Origin of the sequence: Carnobacterium inhibens subsp. inhibens DSM 13024 (assembly GCF_000746825.1) — a bacterium.
Taxonomy (GTDB): Bacteria; Bacillota; Bacilli; order Lactobacillales; family Carnobacteriaceae; genus Carnobacterium_B; species Carnobacterium_B inhibens.
On record NZ_JQIV01000006.1, the window covers coordinates 1,935,563 to 1,953,825 of the forward strand.

The 18,263-nt window shown below is 35.6% G+C and carries 20 protein-coding genes and 1 other RNA gene; 16 read left to right on the forward strand and 5 right to left on the reverse strand.

Annotated features, from left to right (window positions below):
* Positions 1–54: 54 nt before the first annotated feature.
* On the reverse strand, positions 55–807 hold the full coding sequence (locus tag BR65_RS10455; protein ID WP_051932742.1) for an ABC transporter permease: 753 nt from the start codon (positions 805–807) through the stop codon (positions 55–57).
* Positions 804–1,550 (reverse strand): ABC transporter ATP-binding protein, encoded by a 747-nt coding sequence (locus tag BR65_RS10460; RefSeq protein WP_034538102.1) that lies wholly within the window; start codon positions 1,548–1,550, stop codon positions 804–806. Before BR65_RS10460 ends, BR65_RS10455 begins: the two co-directional genes overlap by 4 nt.
* A 292-nt stretch (positions 1,551–1,842) precedes the next feature.
* Between BR65_RS10460 and add the strand changes: the two genes are divergently transcribed.
* The 15 genes from add (at position 1,843) to rsmI (ending at position 13,644) form a co-directional block, all read left to right on the forward strand.
* Positions 1,843–2,880 (forward strand): adenosine deaminase, encoded by a 1,038-nt coding sequence (gene add / locus BR65_RS10465; protein WP_034538103.1) that lies wholly within the window; start codon positions 1,843–1,845, stop codon positions 2,878–2,880.
* A gap of 119 nt (positions 2,881–2,999) precedes the next feature.
* Positions 3,000–3,086, forward strand: an RNA gene (gene ffs, locus BR65_RS13670) — signal recognition particle sRNA small type.
* A 173-nt stretch (positions 3,087–3,259) separates the two neighbouring features.
* Complete coding sequence (gene dnaX / locus BR65_RS10470; RefSeq protein WP_034538105.1) at positions 3,260–5,077, forward strand: DNA polymerase III subunit gamma/tau; 1,818 nt, start codon at positions 3,260–3,262, stop codon at positions 5,075–5,077.
* Between the two features lie 28 nt (positions 5,078–5,105).
* The gene (locus BR65_RS10475; RefSeq protein WP_187949114.1) at positions 5,106–5,420 is read left to right on the forward strand and encodes a YbaB/EbfC family nucleoid-associated protein; all 315 of its coding nucleotides are present in this window, start codon (positions 5,106–5,108) and stop codon (positions 5,418–5,420) included.
* 100 nt (positions 5,421–5,520) lie between these two features.
* Positions 5,521–6,117: a recombination mediator RecR gene (gene recR, locus BR65_RS10480; RefSeq protein WP_034538107.1), complete on the forward strand. Its 597-nt coding sequence runs from the start codon at positions 5,521–5,523 to the stop codon at positions 6,115–6,117.
* 17 nt (positions 6,118–6,134) lie between these two features.
* Positions 6,135–6,374 (forward strand): YaaL family protein, encoded by a 240-nt coding sequence (locus BR65_RS10485; RefSeq protein WP_034538110.1) that lies wholly within the window; start codon positions 6,135–6,137, stop codon positions 6,372–6,374.
* 21 nt (positions 6,375–6,395) lie between these two features.
* Positions 6,396–7,826, forward strand: coding sequence for an aminotransferase class I/II-fold pyridoxal phosphate-dependent enzyme (locus BR65_RS10490; RefSeq protein WP_034538112.1), 1,431 nt, complete (start codon positions 6,396–6,398; stop codon positions 7,824–7,826).
* 103 nt (positions 7,827–7,929) lie between these two features.
* Positions 7,930–8,565 carry a dTMP kinase gene (tmk, locus tag BR65_RS10495; protein ID WP_034538114.1) on the forward strand — a complete coding sequence of 212 codons (636 nt, stop codon included), beginning with the start codon at positions 7,930–7,932 and terminating at the stop codon, positions 8,563–8,565.
* 21 nt (positions 8,566–8,586) lie between these two features.
* The gene (locus tag BR65_RS10500; RefSeq protein ID WP_023176704.1) at positions 8,587–8,916 is read left to right on the forward strand and encodes a cyclic-di-AMP receptor; all 330 of its coding nucleotides are present in this window, start codon (positions 8,587–8,589) and stop codon (positions 8,914–8,916) included.
* 12 nt (positions 8,917–8,928) lie between these two features.
* A complete protein-coding gene (gene holB / locus BR65_RS10505; RefSeq protein ID WP_034538115.1) occupies positions 8,929–9,915 on the forward strand; it encodes a DNA polymerase III subunit delta' in 987 nt (328 codons plus the stop codon).
* 54 nt (positions 9,916–9,969) lie between these two features.
* Positions 9,970–10,314: an initiation-control protein YabA gene (locus BR65_RS10510; protein WP_034538116.1), complete on the forward strand. Its 345-nt coding sequence runs from the start codon at positions 9,970–9,972 to the stop codon at positions 10,312–10,314.
* 297 nt (positions 10,315–10,611) lie between these two features.
* Positions 10,612–11,595, forward strand: a complete 984-nt coding sequence (locus BR65_RS10515) for an NAD(P)H-quinone oxidoreductase (RefSeq protein ID WP_034538117.1) — start codon at positions 10,612–10,614, stop codon at positions 11,593–11,595.
* A gap of 97 nt (positions 11,596–11,692) precedes the next feature.
* Positions 11,693–12,445 carry a tRNA1(Val) (adenine(37)-N6)-methyltransferase gene (locus BR65_RS10520; protein WP_023176712.1) on the forward strand — a complete coding sequence of 251 codons (753 nt, stop codon included), beginning with the start codon at positions 11,693–11,695 and terminating at the stop codon, positions 12,443–12,445.
* Positions 12,432–12,788, forward strand: coding sequence for a GIY-YIG nuclease family protein (locus BR65_RS10525; protein ID WP_023176713.1), 357 nt, complete (start codon positions 12,432–12,434; stop codon positions 12,786–12,788). The genes BR65_RS10520 and BR65_RS10525 overlap by 14 nt, the downstream gene beginning before the upstream one ends.
* Positions 12,766–13,644 carry a 16S rRNA (cytidine(1402)-2'-O)-methyltransferase gene (gene rsmI, locus BR65_RS10530; protein ID WP_023176715.1) on the forward strand — a complete coding sequence of 293 codons (879 nt, stop codon included), beginning with the start codon at positions 12,766–12,768 and terminating at the stop codon, positions 13,642–13,644. The genes BR65_RS10525 and rsmI overlap by 23 nt, the downstream gene beginning before the upstream one ends.
* A 114-nt stretch (positions 13,645–13,758) precedes the next feature.
* Here the strand turns inward: rsmI and mscL are convergent, their stop codons facing one another.
* A complete protein-coding gene (gene mscL, locus BR65_RS10535; protein WP_023176716.1) occupies positions 13,759–14,166 on the reverse strand; it encodes a large conductance mechanosensitive channel protein MscL in 408 nt (135 codons plus the stop codon).
* Between the two features lie 219 nt (positions 14,167–14,385).
* Here mscL and BR65_RS10540 point away from each other — a divergent pair, with 219 nt between their 5' ends.
* Positions 14,386–15,207: a hypothetical protein gene (locus tag BR65_RS10540; RefSeq protein ID WP_034538118.1), complete on the forward strand. Its 822-nt coding sequence runs from the start codon at positions 14,386–14,388 to the stop codon at positions 15,205–15,207.
* 60 nt (positions 15,208–15,267) lie between these two features.
* Here BR65_RS10540 and BR65_RS10545 read toward each other — a convergent pair whose 3' ends face one another.
* The gene (locus tag BR65_RS10545) at positions 15,268–16,395 is read right to left on the reverse strand and encodes an NAD(P)/FAD-dependent oxidoreductase (RefSeq protein ID WP_034538119.1); all 1,128 of its coding nucleotides are present in this window, start codon (positions 16,393–16,395) and stop codon (positions 15,268–15,270) included.
* 228 nt (positions 16,396–16,623) lie between these two features.
* Positions 16,624–18,060 carry an aspartate ammonia-lyase gene (locus tag BR65_RS10550; protein ID WP_211251491.1) on the reverse strand — a complete coding sequence of 479 codons (1,437 nt, stop codon included), beginning with the start codon at positions 18,058–18,060 and terminating at the stop codon, positions 16,624–16,626.
* Between the last annotated feature and the right edge of the window lie 203 nt (positions 18,061–18,263).

Consider the following 18,263-nt stretch of genomic DNA (forward strand, 5'->3'; position numbering starts at 1 on the left):
TGATGTACTCATTTATAAACTGAGTCATTTTAATCGAGGTGTTTTTTTCTCTATCTATAAAGTGGGTTTATTCCAAGGTGCTAGGAAACGCTCTAAGATATCAATTAACTTGAATAATAAAAATCCAAGCAAGCAAAGGGCTAATATACCACAAAACATTGCCGAATAATCAATAACAGACCAAGCATTCATGATGTAATAACCAAGACCGTATTTAGTGGCATAATTTTCTGCGAAGAAAAGAGAGGCAACCGCAATACCAATGCAAACACGTAGTCCGCTGATGATTTGTGGAATAATAGCAGGACAGAGCAAATAAATAAAGATCTGCCACTTACTGGCATGCATCATGAGCATAACTTGGTAATAAGACTGATCAATTTGAGTTATACCATCTCGCACAGATAGAATGAGTTGAAAAACAATGATCCAGACAATTAAGCTTATTTTTGAAGCATCACCTAGTCCATACAGCAACATAAAGACCGGTAAAAAGGCTACTTTTGGGATGGGGTAGATCAAATACAGTAATGGAGACAATAGACGGTCTGCCCATTTACTCGCTCCAATCCATATTCCTAAAGGAACTCCAATCAAGAAAGAAATAAGTATAGCGGTTAAGATACGAAGTAAGCTGCTGAAAATATGTGGCAGCAGGATAGGGAACAGCTGAATAAATAAACGAATTGTTTTAATTGGTTCTGGAATGACAGGGTGATCAATAAAGTAGTAAAGGAATTGCCAAATCAAAAATAAGCCAATTAAACCAATCAACGTATCAAAAGGAATTTTTAATTTTCGCTTCATTCTCGCGTACCTCTTTCTAAACTTTCTCTAACGTTTAGACACATGTCATAAAAAACGGTTTTTTTTCGAATATCTTCTATTCCAACTAAAGGATTTTGGATGATATCATGGATACCGCCTTTATTCATAACGATGATTTGTTCTCCTAAAAAAACCGCTTCTTCGATAGAATGAGTGACTTGGAAAAGAGTTGTGTGTTTTATTTGGTGAATCGCTAAAATCATATCTTGTAAATACTCTTTTGTCATTGCATCTAAAGCCGAGGTAGCTTCATCCAACAGAAGAAGTTCAGGTTCTAGATTCAGACTTCTAGCAATAGCAACGCGTTGTTTTTGTCCGCCACTAATTTGAGCAGGGTAGTAATGAGCAATATCTAAAAGATTTAATTCTTTTAAAAGTTTAGTTGTCTTTTTCTTTATGATTTCTGGAGTCTGATGGCTTACTTTAAGCCCCATAGCGACATTGTCGAAAACAGTACACCAAGGAAATAAGGCATAGTCCTGTAAAATAATCCCAGTATTTTTAGGGAAGGCGGTTACTGGAATGTCGTTTATGCTTAATTCTCCACTGTCGGGTTGAATAAAACCAGACAAAGCATGTAGAAGGGTCGTTTTTCCACAACCCGATGGTCCAATTACTACACAAGTAGAGCGGGGTGGGATAGTAAATGAAATTGAATCTAATACGATACGGTCATCGAAAGAACAAGTTAGTTTTTTCACAAATATAGCGTTTTTAATCATTCGTTTAGCTCCTTATCATTCGTCTACTCTATTATAAAATTTTTAACCTTAAGATACAATTGACTTTTTAGAGGTAGGCGGATTAGTTTTATTTGGATCAACTTAGTATAGGTAATTAGAAGTAGTTTGTTAATCGTTCGTTTATTTCGTTTTTTTAATTATAATTTTATGATTAATAATTGATAAAATGATATTTAGGCGTATAATTGTAATTAATAACATGCATTTCGTTCGTTAAAAAGCGAGTGAATTACTTGGAGTGAAAATAGTTTAAGCTAAAGGAGTGTACACAGTGCCAACTAGATATCCAACGAGAGAATTTATTAAACAGTTACCAAAAGCAGAGTTGCATCTTCACTTAGAGGGAACATTAGAACCTGAATTAAAGTTGAAATTAGCAAAAAGAAACAATATTGCTATCGGGCAAGAAACAATTGAAGAAGTTCAAGAAAGTTATCAATTTGATTCCTTATCTTCTTTCTTAAATGTTTATTACCCAGCGATGAATGTCTTGCAAACAGAAGAAGACTTTTATGAATTAGCCTGGGAGTATTTGAAAAGAGCTAAAGAACACAATGTAAAACGTGCCGAAGTATTTTTTGATCCTCAAGCACATACCTCAAGAGGAATAAAATTCGAAACAGTTTTCAATGGTTATTATCGTGCTACTCAAGATAGTTTAAAATTAGGAATAAGTGCGGAACTTATCCTGTGTTTTTTAAGGGACATGTCTGCAGAATCAGCAATGGAAACATTCGAACAAGCTCTTCCCTATAAAGATAAAATAGCTGGGATCGGGCTGGATTCTGATGAAAGAAGCAACCCGCCCAGTAAATTTTTTGATGTATTTAAAAAAGCAAAAGAAGAAGGATTTCGCATCACAATGCATTGTGATATCGATCAAGAAAATTCGATTGAACACATCCGTCAAGCCCTTTTTGATGCAAAGGTTGAAAGACTTGATCACGGAACAAATATCGTGGAAAATCCTGAATTTGTAGCATATGTAAAAGAAAATAACATCGGTTTAACTTGTTGTCCAGTGTCGAATAGTTTTGTGGTGGAAGATATGAAGGGAAAAGAAATCATCGAGTTATTGGAACAAGGAGTAAAAGTAACGGTCAATTCAGATGACCCAGCTTATTTTCAAAGTTACATTTCAGATGACCTATATGCGTTAGCTGAAAATTATTCATTAACAACAGAGCAAATTATCCAATTAGCGAAGAATTCTTTTGAGATTGCTTGGATTCCTGAAGCGGAAAAAGAGAACTATATCCAATTGATAGATGCATATGTTGAGAATTTCAATAAAATAAAGACGATATAAAAGCTTTCTTCTATGAATTAAAAAAATTATGAAAACATTTTTTGACAATTAGATTTATTTAATTGGAAAAAACACTGGATTTTCACATAGTATTCCTATATAATAAGAAATGCCGCAAGGCCGTACGGCAATGGTGGACTTTCGAATCGTGTCAGATCCGGAAGGAAGCAGCACTAAGGATGTTCTGTCATGTGCCGTTCGTACATAGAATAAAAAAGGAAACCGTTGATTTTAAAATCAACGGTTTCTTTTTTTAGGATAGATCAGAATAATAACAGGTAACTAAAACGAAAAGAGTCTTGGTCTAGCTGTTTAAATTTCTAGCCAAATAACGTATAATAAAAGGTAATGACGAACGGTTCAAGAAAGGGAGAAATGCATGAGTTATCAAGCACTTTATCGAGTATGGCGTCCACAACGATTTCAGGATATCGCTGGACAAAAAGCTATCACGCAAACGTTAAGAAACGCTTTAGTACAAGAAAAAACAAGTCATGCGTATCTCTTTACTGGGCCTCGTGGAACAGGGAAAACGAGTGCAGCAAAGATATTTGCTAAAGCCATTAATTGCCCCAATCTAAAAGATGGAGAACCTTGTAATGAGTGTGAAACATGTCGTTCCATCACGCAAGGTCAATTAAATGATGTGATAGAAATTGATGCGGCCAGTAATAATGGGGTAGAAGAGATTCGTGATATTCGGGATAAAGCGAAGTATGCTCCCACTAGTGCAGATTATAAAGTCTACATTATTGATGAAGTCCACATGTTGACCACTGGAGCTTTTAATGCATTATTAAAAACATTAGAAGAACCTCCCAAAAATGTGGTTTTTATTTTAGCTACGACAGAGCCACATAAAATTCCTTTAACAATTATTTCTAGAACTCAACGATTTGATTTTAAACGGATCGGTATTCGAGATAGCTGTGAACGTATGAAATATATCCTATATCAAGAAAAAATGGCTTATCAAGAAGAGGCATTAACAGTTATAGCAAGAGCTGCAGAAGGCGGTATGCGTGATGCGTTAAGTATACTGGATCAGGCTATTTCATACGGTGACGATACAGTAACTGTTGAAAACGCCATGAGTGTTACTGGAAGTTTGACACAAGAGCTGGTTTTAGATTATTTTGATGCCATTATTCAGCACAATACTGAAAAAGGGCTGTCTCTTTTACAAAATATTTTAGCAGAAGGAAAAGACTCTAGTCGTTTTGTAGAAGATCTGATTCTGTTCAGTCGAGATATATTAGTTTATCAACAAGCTCCTCAGATGACGGATCTATTGGAAGGTGCTAATGTTGACGAAGGATTTAAACAGCTTAGTCAAACGATATCGGCTAACCAATTATATGAAATAATTGCAATTTTAAATGATACTCAACAAGAAATAAGATTTACCAATCATGCAGAAGTGTATTTAGAAGTTGCTACGGTGAAATTGACTCAGCTAACCATTGCTCAGATAAACAATGCAGCAGCTGAAACATCAAGTGTGAATGAAAATACACAAATCGAACGACAAAAAATTGCTGATCTTGAAAAAGAACTGATTCAAATGAAAAAGCAGCTACAAGAGATAGCTAAAAACGGAGGAACTCCTCAGCCGGCTAAGAAAGCACCTAAATCTGTCAATAAACCAGGCAATAACCAATTTAAAGCTAATACAACCATTATTTACAAAGTGTTAAGCGAAGCAACTAAAGAAAACTTAGCGCAATTAATTGATATTTGGCCTGACTTATTAAATATGCTTTCTGTAACTCAACGAGCGATCATGAAAGCCTCAACCCCCGTTGCTGCAAGTCCAGATGGCTTGATTGTTTCTTTTGAATATGATATTTTGTGTCAAAAGGCTACTAATGATACGGAATTACTGGAAGCGGTCAGTGAAGATTTGCGTCGTTTAGTCGGTTATTCACCTAATATGGTTTGTGTACCTTCAGAACAATGGCCAACAATTCGTGAACAGTTTTTAAAACAAAATAAAGATTTGTTAAAAAAACGTCCAGTGAAAAAAAGTTCGTCAACGTCTATTGAACAGCAGGAGACAGCAACAGCAAATGATTATGAACAAGAAAATTTGGCTAGTTTAGAATCGGTTCTGCCTGAATCTGAGGAAGAAGAGACAATTGTTACAGAAGCTATGGAATTGTTTGGCAAAGAAATGGTTGAAGTAAAAGAAGATTAAAAATCAAACGAATTGAGAGGAAGAATAAATTATGCGTGGAATGGGAAATATGCAAGGTATGATGAAACAAATGCAAAAAATGCAAAAAGAAATGGCAACATCTCAAGAGGATTTGAATGCAAGAGAATTTGTGGGAGTAGCTAATGGAAACATGGTAACTGTTACCTTAACAGGAGACAAGAAAATGAAGGATATTGCTATTAAACCAGAAGCAGTTGATCCAGAAGATGTTGAAATGTTACAAGATTTAATTATATTAGCAACAAATGATGCTTTAGAAAAAGTAGAAATTGAAACACAAGCAGTAATGGGAAAATACACTAAAGGAATTCCAGGCCTTTAAAAAGCCGCAATTAAAAATAATGATTAAAAATGGGATTCCTTGCGGGTCCCGTTTTTTGAATTCTATGAATCCTCTATAAAGGATAAGAAAGGAAATGACTATGCAGTATCCAGAACCGATATCAAAATTAATGGACAGTTACATGAAACTACCTGGAATTGGCGCTAAGACAGCCGCTCGATTAGCTTTTTTTACAATTGATATGCGTGAAGATGATGTAACAGACTTTGCTAAATCGTTAATCAGTGCGAAAAGAGATCTGCATTATTGCTCAAATTGCGGACAGATTACAGAAGCTGACCCTTGCCAGATCTGCCAAGATAAATCGCGTGATAGAAGCATCGTCTTAGTAGTAGAGGATCCAAAAGACGTGATGGCACTAGAAAAAATGCGTGAATATCATGGATTATACCATGTTCTGCATGGTGTTCTTTCTCCTATAGAAGGAACTGGTCCAGAAGATATCAATATACCAAGTTTGATTAAACGGTTGCAGTCAGATGAAATAAACGAAGTGATCATTGCAACAAATGCAACTGCTGAAGGTGAAGCAACAGCGATGTATTTATCGAGGTTAATTAAACCCGCAGGTATCAAAGTGACCCGTTTAGCTCATGGTCTTTCAGTCGGAAGCGATATTGAATATGCCGATGAGATTACGTTACTCAAAGCAGTTGAAGGACGTCGAGAACTTTAAGAGGAGGCTGAAGGAAATTGCTGTTTAAGAAAAAACAGGTATTACGAAAAGAATATGATGCAGCCTTGTTAAAATTGATGACGGAAACTAAAAGTAAATGGGAGTATGCTAAAAGAATTGAACATTCTGTTATTGAAAAAGACAGTTTGTTATTTGCTCAGACAAAATTAGCAGAAGCTAAGTATTTTTACCTATTTAAAGAAGCAAAAAAGCGTCATATTAAAGGTGACACTTCAACTCTAGAGTCATTTAAGTAGCAAAAATAAGGAGGGACGAGGATGGATAGAAAAAAAGTTGATTCAGAACAACATCGTCGTCCTCTTTTTGATGGTTTAAATCAACATAAAAAGAAAGAAAAGGTTTCTTTCCATGTACCCGGGCATAAGAATGGAATGAACTGGGATGAGACATGGTCATCCTTTCAATCGGCTCTATCATTTGACCAGACTGAAGTTACTGGATTGGACTATTTACATGATCCAGAAGGGATTTTGAAAGAAAGTCAAGAATTGCTCAGCAAATTTTATGGCAGTAAAAAAAGTTATTATTTGATCAATGGGTCAACGGTTGGAAATTTAGCGATGATCATGGGAGCAACGAATAAAGGCGATCAAGTATTTGTTGATCGAGGATGCCATCAATCAGTGATCCATGCATTAGAATTAGCAGAGTTGCGACCTGTATTTTTAACACCAGACTGGACTGAGATGGATCAAGCGCCTCTAGGGGTAAATATAAAGAATTTAAAAGAAGCATTTGAACATTATCCAGCTGTTAAGGCCTTGATTGTAACGTATCCTACATATGATGGGATGGTTTATCCAATCGAAGAGTTAATAGAGTATGCAAGAGAAAGAAAATGTTTAGTATTAGTAGATGAAGCTCATGGGCCACATCTTACATTAGGTGATCCTTTTCCGACTTCAGCATTAGACTTAGGGGCAGACGCAGTTGTCCAGTCAGCACACAAGATGCTGCCATCTCTTACTCAAACAGCGTATTTGCATATTGGGAATCAGTCTTCGGATGCATTAAAAAATAAGATTGAACACTACTTGCACATATTCCAGTCAAGCAGTCCTTCTTATCCTTTAATGGTTTCGTTAGAATATGCGCGTTATTTTTTAGCTGATTTTACAAAACAAGATTTAATAGCTACGTTAAAGTATCGAGACTTGTGGAAGAAACAATTTAAAAAAGCCGGTCTAACTATTTTTCAAAGTGATGACCCCTTAAAAGTAAAAGTATCTTTGATTAATCAGAGTGGGGAAGAGTTAGCTGGACAGCTGGAAGAGCAAGGTGTCTTTGGTGAAAAAACAGATGGTACTTCAGTGTTACTGACATTTCCGCTTCTGAAAAAAGAAACAAAAATTACAGAACTGTTCTCCATCCACATTACACAATCTGTAAAAAATGAAGTGCCTAAAAAAATGAAAACTCCTTTATTAATAGCACCTTTTGTAGAACTAGACTTAAGTTATGAGAGGCAAACAAGTAGTACCAATAAACAAATAAGCCTAGCAGAAGCAGAAGGTAAAATTGCAGCCCGAAATATTACGCCATATCCACCAGGGATTCCACTAGTTTTAAAGGGTGAAAGAATAAAAGTTGAACAGATAAAACAAATAAATCATTACTTAGACCAAAATATGAGAGTAACTGGATTAGAAAATCAAAAAGAAGTTGTTTTTTTTTCTGAAAACGATTGATTCTATCGTTAGGAATAGAGAAAAGGCATTAGACTGTCAGGCGTAGATACAGTATAATGAAGTTAGCTATTAAGCTATATTAAGAAGTTAGGGGCTTAGAGTAGTGAAAGGAATATTTATTACAATTGAAGGTCCTGATGGTGCGGGGAAAACTAGTGTTATAAAACAACTTCTTCCAATGTTGGAAGAAACAATCCAGCAAGAAATTGTTGCAACTAGAGAACCTGGCGGTAGCCGGATTGCTGAAGAAATTCGTGAGCTTATTTTAAACCCGGAAAATACTGAAATGGATGCGCGAACTGAGGCATTATTATATGCTGCAGGCAGAAGACAGCATTTGGTAGAAAAGATTCTTCCAGCCTTAGAAGCAGAGAAATTAGTGATCTGTGATCGTTTCGTGGATAGCTCATTGGCTTATCAAGGTGCAGCTCGCGGTCTTGGAGTTCATGAAGTTGCTGAAATCAATCAATTTGCAACGGATAATCTTTCTCCGGATCTAACGCTTTATTTAGATATTGAAGCACACTTGGGATTAGAACGTATCAATCAAAATAAAAAAACACGTCAATTTGATCGATTGGATCAAGAAACACTGGAATTTCATGAAAAAGTTCGTTCAGCATATTTAGAGATTGCAAAAAATCATGTTGAGAGAATTGTTCAAATCGATGCTAGTCAAGAATTAGGAACAGTGGTTGAACAATGCTATCAGACGATTATTAAAAGGTTGAAAAAATAAAAGTTGAGAGGATGTTCTAAGATGAAATTAATATTAGCTATCGTTCAAGATAAAGACGGAGGACGTTTGTCTAACGAATTTGTAGATGCAGGTATACGGGCAACTAAATTATCTACAACAGGAGGTTTTCTAAAAGCAGGAAATACTACGTTTATTATCGGAATTGAAGAAGAACGAGTAGATGAAGTATTAGATCTTATTCGCAGAAACTGTCAATCTAGAGAACAATTTATGACTCCTCCGGTTAGCTTAGACGTTTCTATGGAAACAAATATGCCTTATCCAGTAGAAGTACAAGTTGGTGGAGCTACTGTATTTGTTATGCCAGTTGATCAGTTTCAACAATTTTAAATTTGGGTTGTGATGAGAATCGAAGAGAAATTAAATTGGTTACAGCCGGTATTAGTCAAACAATTCAAAAAAACGGTACAACAAAAGCAATTGGCACATGCCTATTTATTTGAAGGAGTTTCCGGAACGGGTAAAAAAGAAATGAGTTTGTGGTTGGCCGCTAGTTTACTTTGCCAAGAAAGCTTCGATGGTCTTCCTTGCGGGAACTGTCAAAACTGCAGACGTGTCTTTGATCACCAACACCCCGATGTCATTGAGATAGTTCCAGATGGACTATCCATAAAAGTAGAACAAGTACGCAATTTAAAAGCAGAATTTTCCAAAAGTGGTGTAGAAAGTTCTCAAAAGATTTTTATTGTTGAAGATATTGAAAAAATGACTACAGGAGCTTCAAATAGTTTACTCAAATTTTTAGAAGAACCTGAAGGCAGTGCCGTAGCATTTTTATTGACTACTGCTAAAAATCGAGTTCTTCCTACCATTCTGTCTAGGTGTCAATTAGTTCATTTTCAATCTCTAACGAAAAAAAAATTGATGACTGAACTTGAAACTAAAGGACTTTCTGTTAATCAAGCTTCTTTGTTGGTACAGTTGACCAATAGTCTAGAAGAAGCCCTCGAAATGAATGGAAATGAATGGTTCCAAGAAGCTAAAACAATTGCTTGGAAATGGTTTTCGTTGATTACAAGTAGAGATAATCAAAGTTTCATTTATGTACAAACAACTATTATGCCTCATTTTAAAGACCGTGATGCACATAGAATGTTGATAGAGTTAATCTTATTAGCCTATCGTGATGTGATGATGTTGCAGTACAATGCATTTGATGTATTGGCATATAAGCGCTATGAGAAAGAACTGAACCAAATCAAAACAGCATATACAGGCAATAAAATGATACAATCTATTGAAGCTATTTTACTCAGTCGTAAGAAATTAGAGAGTAATGTCAATGCTCAAGGAGTTTTTGAACAGCTTGTATTACAATTAATGAAGTAAAGGCATGAAAAGATGACTAAAACGATGATCATAGCAAAGAGTGGGTGAAAATGGATGGACAAAAAAACTTTATATGATAGTTTTACTCAAATAGAACTTGATACGGATGCTACTCTACATCAAATTTCTGAGATAAAAAAAGAGGTTGAAACATTAGTTGAAGAAAATGCGACTCTTCGCATTGAAAATCAACATTTAAGAGACCGTTTGAATGATCTTGAAAAGCAACAGCGGTCAGATGAAGAAGTCGTGGAACCAGAAATGAGTAAATCACGCTTAAATCTTGAAAAGTTATATGAAGATGGATTTCATGTTTGCAATGTGTTTTATGGTTCAAGAAGAGTGAATGATGAGCCTTGTGCGTTTTGCTTGGATGTTATTTATGGCGAAAGAAGATAATAATGAATTAAATAAGAAAACTTGTAACCTTATGGAACAAAATGGCTACAAGTTTTTTGCTATGTAAAGTTTTTTTGTTTGAAGATCAATTGGCGTTTTTCACTAATGTCAAATTTGATGTCTGTGTATGAAGCCTCACTGTTATTTGTTAAAACTTACGTGTAGTTCATTATTTTTTGATGTTATTGGTGATCAATTTGAATTGAAAAATCGATTTCAACTAGATTAAACCATTGGGAAAGATAGCAGTCAAATGGTATAGTAACACTAAACAAACACGAGGAGTGGGTATCGATAATGAAAGCAATATCAATAAAAAAACCGGGTGGTTCTGAACAATTAGAAATCCAAGAACGCCCCGTACCTAGTCTTGAAGAAGGAGAACTTCTTATAAAGGTTCAAGCAAGTGCTATAAATAGAACAGATACATTGACAAGAGAAAATAGACAATTATCAGAGCCATACCCTATACTAGGCGTAGAAGTAGCTGGGATAGTTGTTGATAGTAATTTAGCTGATGAGAAAATAGCAATTGGAACACGAGTAGCTGGTTTAGTAAATCATGGAGGATATGCTGAATATGTGGCAATGCCAGCAGACCGTGTTTTTCACATGCCAGATACCATGAGTTTTGAGGAAGCTGCGGCTATTCCAGAAGTCTTTTTAACAGCTTACCAAACACTTTACTGGTTAGGAAAGTTGAAACAGGGAGAGACGGTTCTGATTCATGCAGGAGCTAGCGGAGTTGGGACAGCTGCTATCCAGTTAGCAAAAAAAATGACAAAAGCAAACGTAATTGTTACGGCTGGATCAGAAGAAAAATTAGAATTTTGTAAAGAACTTGGTGCAGATAAAGGAATCAATTATAAAAAAGAAGATTTTGCCAAAGAAGTCTTGGATTACACTCAAAATAAAGGTGTGGACTTGATTTTAGACTTTATAGGAGCTTCTTATTGGGATCAAAATGTTGCAAGTATTAAAACAGACGGCCGATGGATTTTGATTGGAACTCTTGGGGGTACAATCGTTGAGAAGGTTAATTTAGGAGTTTTCTTACAAAAAAGAATTGCCATTCAAGGTACTCTTTTGACTCCTAGAAGTGATCAATATAAAGCGGAATTAACGAATGAATTTGTAAAAAAAGTTATGCCGTATTTTGAAAACAACTCTATTAAACCAATAATTGACACGACGTTCTCATTTGGCGATGTTACAAGTGCTCATCTTCATATGGAAGAAAATAAAAATACAGGAAAGATTATTTTAAGTATTCAAGAATAAAGCCAATAAAAATAAATAAGAGTTCACTTCATTTATATGGAAAGAGAACTCCTATATGATATAGTGAAAATGAGTATAATTGAAGGAAGTGTCAATAATGAACCAGTGGTTACAGGGCGATGAACGGATGGATCAGCTACTTAGTCATAATTTATCTATTATCCAAAGCCCATCCGTTTTTTCTTTTTCATTAGATGCTGTATTGTTAGCAGATTTCGCTCAACCTGCTAAACACGATCGGGCAAAAATTGTTGATTTATGTGCAGGTAATGGTGTAGTCGGTTTATTGCTTAGTCAAAAAACAGCTAGTCCCATTGTTGGAATTGAAATACAAGAAAGATTGGTCGGTATGGCCAACAGAAGTATCCAAATCAATGGTTTAGAAGACCAAATTTCCATTATCCAAGGCAATTTGAGTGATGCAAGCCAATGGATCCCAAAAGATACCGTAGATACATTAACGTGTAACCCGCCTTATTTTGCTGTGGGAGAAAAAAGTATAAAAAATCCTAATTCCCATTTAGCTATTGCAAGGCACGAATTGCATACAAATTTGGATGAGGTCATGAAAGTTTCAAGTGGTTTATTAAAAATGAATGGAAAAGCGTATTTTGTTCATCGTCCCGATCGATTAATTGAAATCTTAGAGACCATGAAAAAGCATCGGATTGCGCCGAAAAAAATGCGTTTGGTCTATCCAAAAGTGGGTAAAGAAGCCAATACATTATTAATTGAAGGTATAAAAGATGGAAAAGAGACAGGCTTTCGCGTTTTGCCGCCACTATTTGTGTACAGTGACGATAATGAGTACTTGCCAGAAGTGAGCGCAATGCTGCATGGAATCCGTTAGTTATTTTTATGTATTGTATTGTCACGATGGAAGTTTTTACGGTGGGTATACTACAGATCTGGCTAGACGAGAAGAAGAACATAATCAAGGCGTTGGGGCTAAGTACACTAAACCCCAAACAAGAAGGCCAGTAAAAATGATTTATGCAGAAGGATATCCTTCTAGAAGTGCAGCTACTAAAGCTGAGTATGCTTTTAAAAAGCAAACGCGTAAAAAGAAATTGGATTATTTAACAAAACAAGGAGTTCAATTTCCTGTGCTACCAACGGAATCTTGTTTAGTAAATATGCAGCAAATTGAAGCAAAGGAATGTGAAAAACATGCAGAGTCAAAAGAGTTTTGAACAATCCATAGGCGGAAGTTTATACCTAATTCCTACGCCCATTGGAAATTTAGAAGACATGACTTTTAGAGGGGTAAGGCTATTAAAAGAAGTAGATTTGATTGCTTCTGAAGATACGCGTAACACACAAAAGCTTTTAAATCATTATGAAATAAAAACACCTCAAATTAGTTTTCATGAACACAATACACAAGAACGGATCGGACAGTTGATTGAAAAGTTAGAAGCAGGAATGACCATTGCACAAGTAAGCGATGCTGGGATGCCTTCTATCAGCGATCCCGGACACGAATTAGTTGTAGCATGTATACAAGCTGGTATTCCAGTGATTCCTTTGCCAGGAGCGAATGCTGGACTGACAGCTTTGATCGCATCTGGAATCAGTCCACAGCCTTTTTATTTTTTTGGTTTCTTACCACGCAAAAAAAAGGAGCAGCTGCTTAGTTTAGAGGAATTGAATCATCGACCAGAAACGATTATTTTATATGAATCGCCGCACCGTTTAAAAGAAGTACTGAAAAATATGTCTACCGTTTTTGGAATGGAGCGACGCATTGTATGCTGCCGTGAATTAACAAAACGGTACGAAGAGTTTATAAGAGGAACGATCGAAGAAGCGATTGAATGGTCAATGACGAATGAAATCAGAGGGGAATTCTGTTTGATCGTTGAAGGAAATAGTGCAGGATCTCTTTTAATGGAAGAAGATACAAGCTGGGAGGCTTTGTCGTTAAAAGAACATGTAGATTTAATGATCAATGAAATGGAATTCACCAGTAAAGATGCGATTAAAGAAGTTGCTAAATTACGAGGACTAAAGAAGCAAGAAGTTTATGCAGCTTTTCATGAATTCTAATTGGATAACTTACTTAAAATGTAAATAAAAATACACGTACCTTATTTACAGGATAGGTACGTGTATTTTTTCTATAAAGGGTACTGAAAAGAAAAATAAATTAATTTTTTAAATTTAAAGATTCGTTTTATTTTTATCTTCTGCTAATAAATCGCGAATCTCTTTAAGATATTGTTCTGCCGCAGGAATCTCAACCTCTTTTGTAACTTCTTCTGTTTTTTTGAATTTATTGGCAGCATTATTAATAATCTTAATAAAAATAAAGATCACGAGTGCAATTAAAATGAAGTCTACAACAGCTTGCAAAAAAGCGCCGTATTCTAGTTTAGCACCGCCAACATCTATGGATAAGTTTTTGATATTTGTTCCACCAGTAAGAATACCAACGAGAGGCATAATAATATAATTAACAAGAGCAGTAACAATAGCTGTAAAAGCAGAACCGATAACAACACCGACGGCTAAATCAAGTACATTTCCTCTAAAAGCAAAATCTTTAAACTCATCTATAAATTTCTTCATGATTTCACCTCCCTATATGTTTACATACCATTAAGAAATGATTGTATTATCATAACTATAACAGAAGGGCATTTTTACTGTCTAGTGTTATGTTAAATTTCTGATATAGGAGAGGAAATTACGTTTGAAAAATAAGAAATCTTTAAAATTTTGTAAATTAATGAGGAGTATGGATAAATAAGGTATAATAAAGAAAAGGTTTTACAAGGAGGAAAAGAAATGAAAAAAAATTGGAGTCGTTTATTGATCATCTCTTTAGGAATGGTAGCATTAAGTGCTTGTGGAACGAATAATGAAAATGAGGGAGCTACTTCTGAAGCAACAAACTCTGAGTCTATGGTATCTGAGTCAGCTGTTTCTGAAACAACATCTTCTCAAGAGGTAGATTCAACAATAGAAGAGCCAGAAGAAGTTTCATTACAAGAAAAATATAACAAAATGTATACAGACGGGTCAGCTCAGTATGATGCTGGTAAGTATGATGAAGCTGCGGGTACGATTGGTGTATTGCTTCAAAATGATTTATCAGAGTACAATGAAATTGAAACCAAAGCTACAACTTTGAAAGAACAAATTACTCTTGCTCAGGCTGAAGAAGCTAAGGCAAGTGAAGCTACAGCTCTTATAGAAAATTCAGCTTATAAAACAGAACGCACTTCAGATTTAGCAGCAGCTGAATTCGCAGAAGCAACAGGTAAAGACATTAAAACGGTCTCTGATGATGAGATCAGCAGCTGGTTAAGCGATAAAGAAGCTGCAACAGCTGAATCTAGCAATGCAACAACAGAGGCAACTCCTGAAGAAGAAATGACTACAGTATTGGATGCAGTTGTTTCGATTACTGGAATATCTCCAGAAGATAATCAATTTTATGCAACTAAAACAAATGAACAAACCTATACAGTTGAGATCCGCCATTCTCACGAAGTAGATGGAGTTGGAATTTCTAATATGGTGGGCATGTTTGAATACAATTTAGCAACAAAAGAACTGAAAAAAATGGATCCGCTAACTGGTGAATATTCAGTAGTTACAGAATAGTTGTAAAAGTAAAATATTCTAAACAAGGCTAAAAAACGAGTTCAATTAAGAACTCGTTTTTTAGTCTTGTTTTTTAATGTAGCGTTCAACTGGGTAATCAGTTAAAGGCAAATCAGTGGGCTCATCTGAGATAAGCTGGCTTAACATTTTTCCAATCAACGGACCCGAAGTTAGTCCGGATGAACCTAAGCCACTTGCTGCAAAAAGATTAGGATAATTCGGAACAGCTCCAAAAAAAGGAGCAAAGTCAGAAGTATACGCTCTTGTACCAACGCGGATTCCTGTAATAGTTGCGTTTTTTAATTCGGGAGCAAGTTCTTTAGCTTCTTCTAACATAAGCGCTAGTTTTTCTTTAGTAGGGGTTAAATCATAGCCACCATCATTTTCATGTGTAGCTCCTACAATAATTTTACCATTTGTAAAAGGAATAATGTCTTTTTCGCCATCTGGCATAACTACAGGCCAATTGGACATATCTTTTTGTAAGTGAAGTTGAACCAACTGCCCTTTTTGAGGACGAATATCAACATCTAAACCAAGTGGATTTAATAATTCTGGTAACCATGCGCCTACTGCTAAGATAACTATGTCATAAGTTTTGGTTTGTGTCTTAGAACGAATAATATAATCAGCTGAGTTAGGTTGAGATAATACAACTTTTTCAGCATAATGACTGGCTCCGTTAACTATAGCTTGATCAATTAATTTTTTTGTCAATAAAGAACCATCAACACGTGCACCGCCAGTAGCAAATAAAGCTGATTCTTCTGAGTCATATATAGGAAATTTAGCTTTGATTTCTTTTGGAGATAAGAGAGAGAGCGTGCCAATTTCTGGGGCAGTTTCCAGGCGTTTAAGAGCAGTTTTTTCTAACTTTTTCAGTAAGTTAGGATTTTTTTTGAAGACAAGAGTTCCTACTTGTTTGTAAATATCAGAATCAGTAAGCGATTCATTTAGATCATGCATGAGTTGTGGATAAAAAGCTGCTCCTTTAGAGGCTAGTTGGTACCATTCTTTATTTCGGCGTTGAGATAGCCATGGACAGATGATTCCAGCAGCAGCAGAGGTTGCTTGGCCTACTCCATCATCATAGATATCTACTTCATAGTTTTTTTGACTAAGATAAAATGCAGCAGTAGCTCCTACAATACCGCCACCGATTACTGCGATCCGTTTTATTTGTGTCATCAAGTATCATCCTCTTCATTTGCAACTATCTGTATTGCATTCGTACGAATTAAAGTACTAATAGTGCATAAAATAGTGTGTTCCATAAAACCGACATTCTTATTATCATGAAAAAGAATCACAACATCTTTCATTATAAAACAAATGCAGTTTTTAATAAATGGGCATCACATCTAAACGTAAGAGAGTGTTTTTTGCTTAAGAGCATGTAGCATTCAATCATCTTTATTAATGTATTTCAGTCAATGCTCCAGCAGCTGTATCATTTGAAGGAACATTTCCTTCAGCTAATTTTCTTAAATCAAGAATGTCATCGATTTTTTCTTTAGTCAGCCAGTTCCTTTTAAGTAAAATTTGTCGAATTGAAAGCCCGGTTTTCAAAGCTTCTTTTGCTACTTCGCTTGCTTTTTTATAACCGATAAAAGGACAAAGAGCAGTAACGATCCCAACACTTTTCTCAACTTGATCTCGGCAATGTTTCTCATTAACAGTGATTCCGACAATGCAGTTGTCTGCTAAGGTCATTACGGCATTTGTAAGCAGTTCAATAGAGCTGAAAAGATTACGAAAAATAATTGGTTCAAAAGGATTCAATTCAAGTTGTCCCGATTCTGCGGCCATTGTAATGGTAACATCATTACCGACAATTTGAAAAGCAACCTGAGAAACAACTTCTGGAATGACGGGATTGACTTTTCCAGGCATAATGGAAGAACCATTTTGCTTAGCGGGTAAATTAATTTCACCAAAACCAGTTTTTGGACCGCTGGACAATAAGCGAAGATCGTTGCTCATTTTTGAGAGAGAGATAGCAGCTGTTTTTATAACTCCTGAAACCCGAACAAAGCTATCAACATTTTGAGTGGTGTCATACAGATTATCAGCTTGTTTTAAGGGCAACTGCAGTTCACGGGCAAGATTTTCGGCAATAGTTGAGGAATACTCAACAGAAGCATTGATTCCATTTCCAATAGCGGTAGCACCAATATTAAGAGTGTACATTTCATCTGTTATGGCGATTAAATGCTTGATATCACGGTGAACAACAGATTGATAGGCTTTGAAAGAATGTCCTAAAGTTGTTGGAACTGCATCTTGTAATTGCGTTCTGCCCATCTTGATCACGTCTGAAAATTCTATTGCTTTTTGTTCCAGTAAGTTCTCTAAGTAAGAAAGATTTGAAATAAGCTGTGGCATGAGTTCCAAGACTGTTAGTTTTCCAGCGCTCGGAAAAACATCATTTGTCGATTGAGAACAGTTAACGTGATCATTTGGGTGTACCAGATCATACTTTTCTTTTGTTCCACCCAGAATTTCACTAGCTCTGTGTGCAATGACCTCATTCATGTTCATATTTGCAGAAGTACCAGCGCCTCCTTGGATGGTATCCACGATAAATTCTGTTTGAAATTCTCCTGCAATAATTTCGTTACATGCCTCGCAGATTGCATTTGTAACCGTACCAGATAAATTGTTTGCTTGGTAATTGGTAATAGCTGCTATTTTTTTTATAATGGCTAAGTTTTTTATAAAAACAGGATGCAGTTTTTCTCCCGATATCGAAAAATTATTTTTTGCCCGCAGAGATTGTATGCCATAGTAAGCTTCACCTGGAATGGGTAAGCTGCCAATTGAATCAAATTCTATTCGTGTATGCATAATCATCCTAATCCTCCAATTCAATGTAAAAAGCTGTTGTTGAAATATAAATAAGAAGATACCATGATTGGAACACAGAGTAAATAGATGGAAAAAAGAAAAAACAATTGATTGGTATAGTCGTGTTTCAACTTATAAAACACTAGTTTTCCCTTTATAAACTTCATTTTGTTAAGCTGGAATAAAATGAATTCTTGAAATGTCTACTT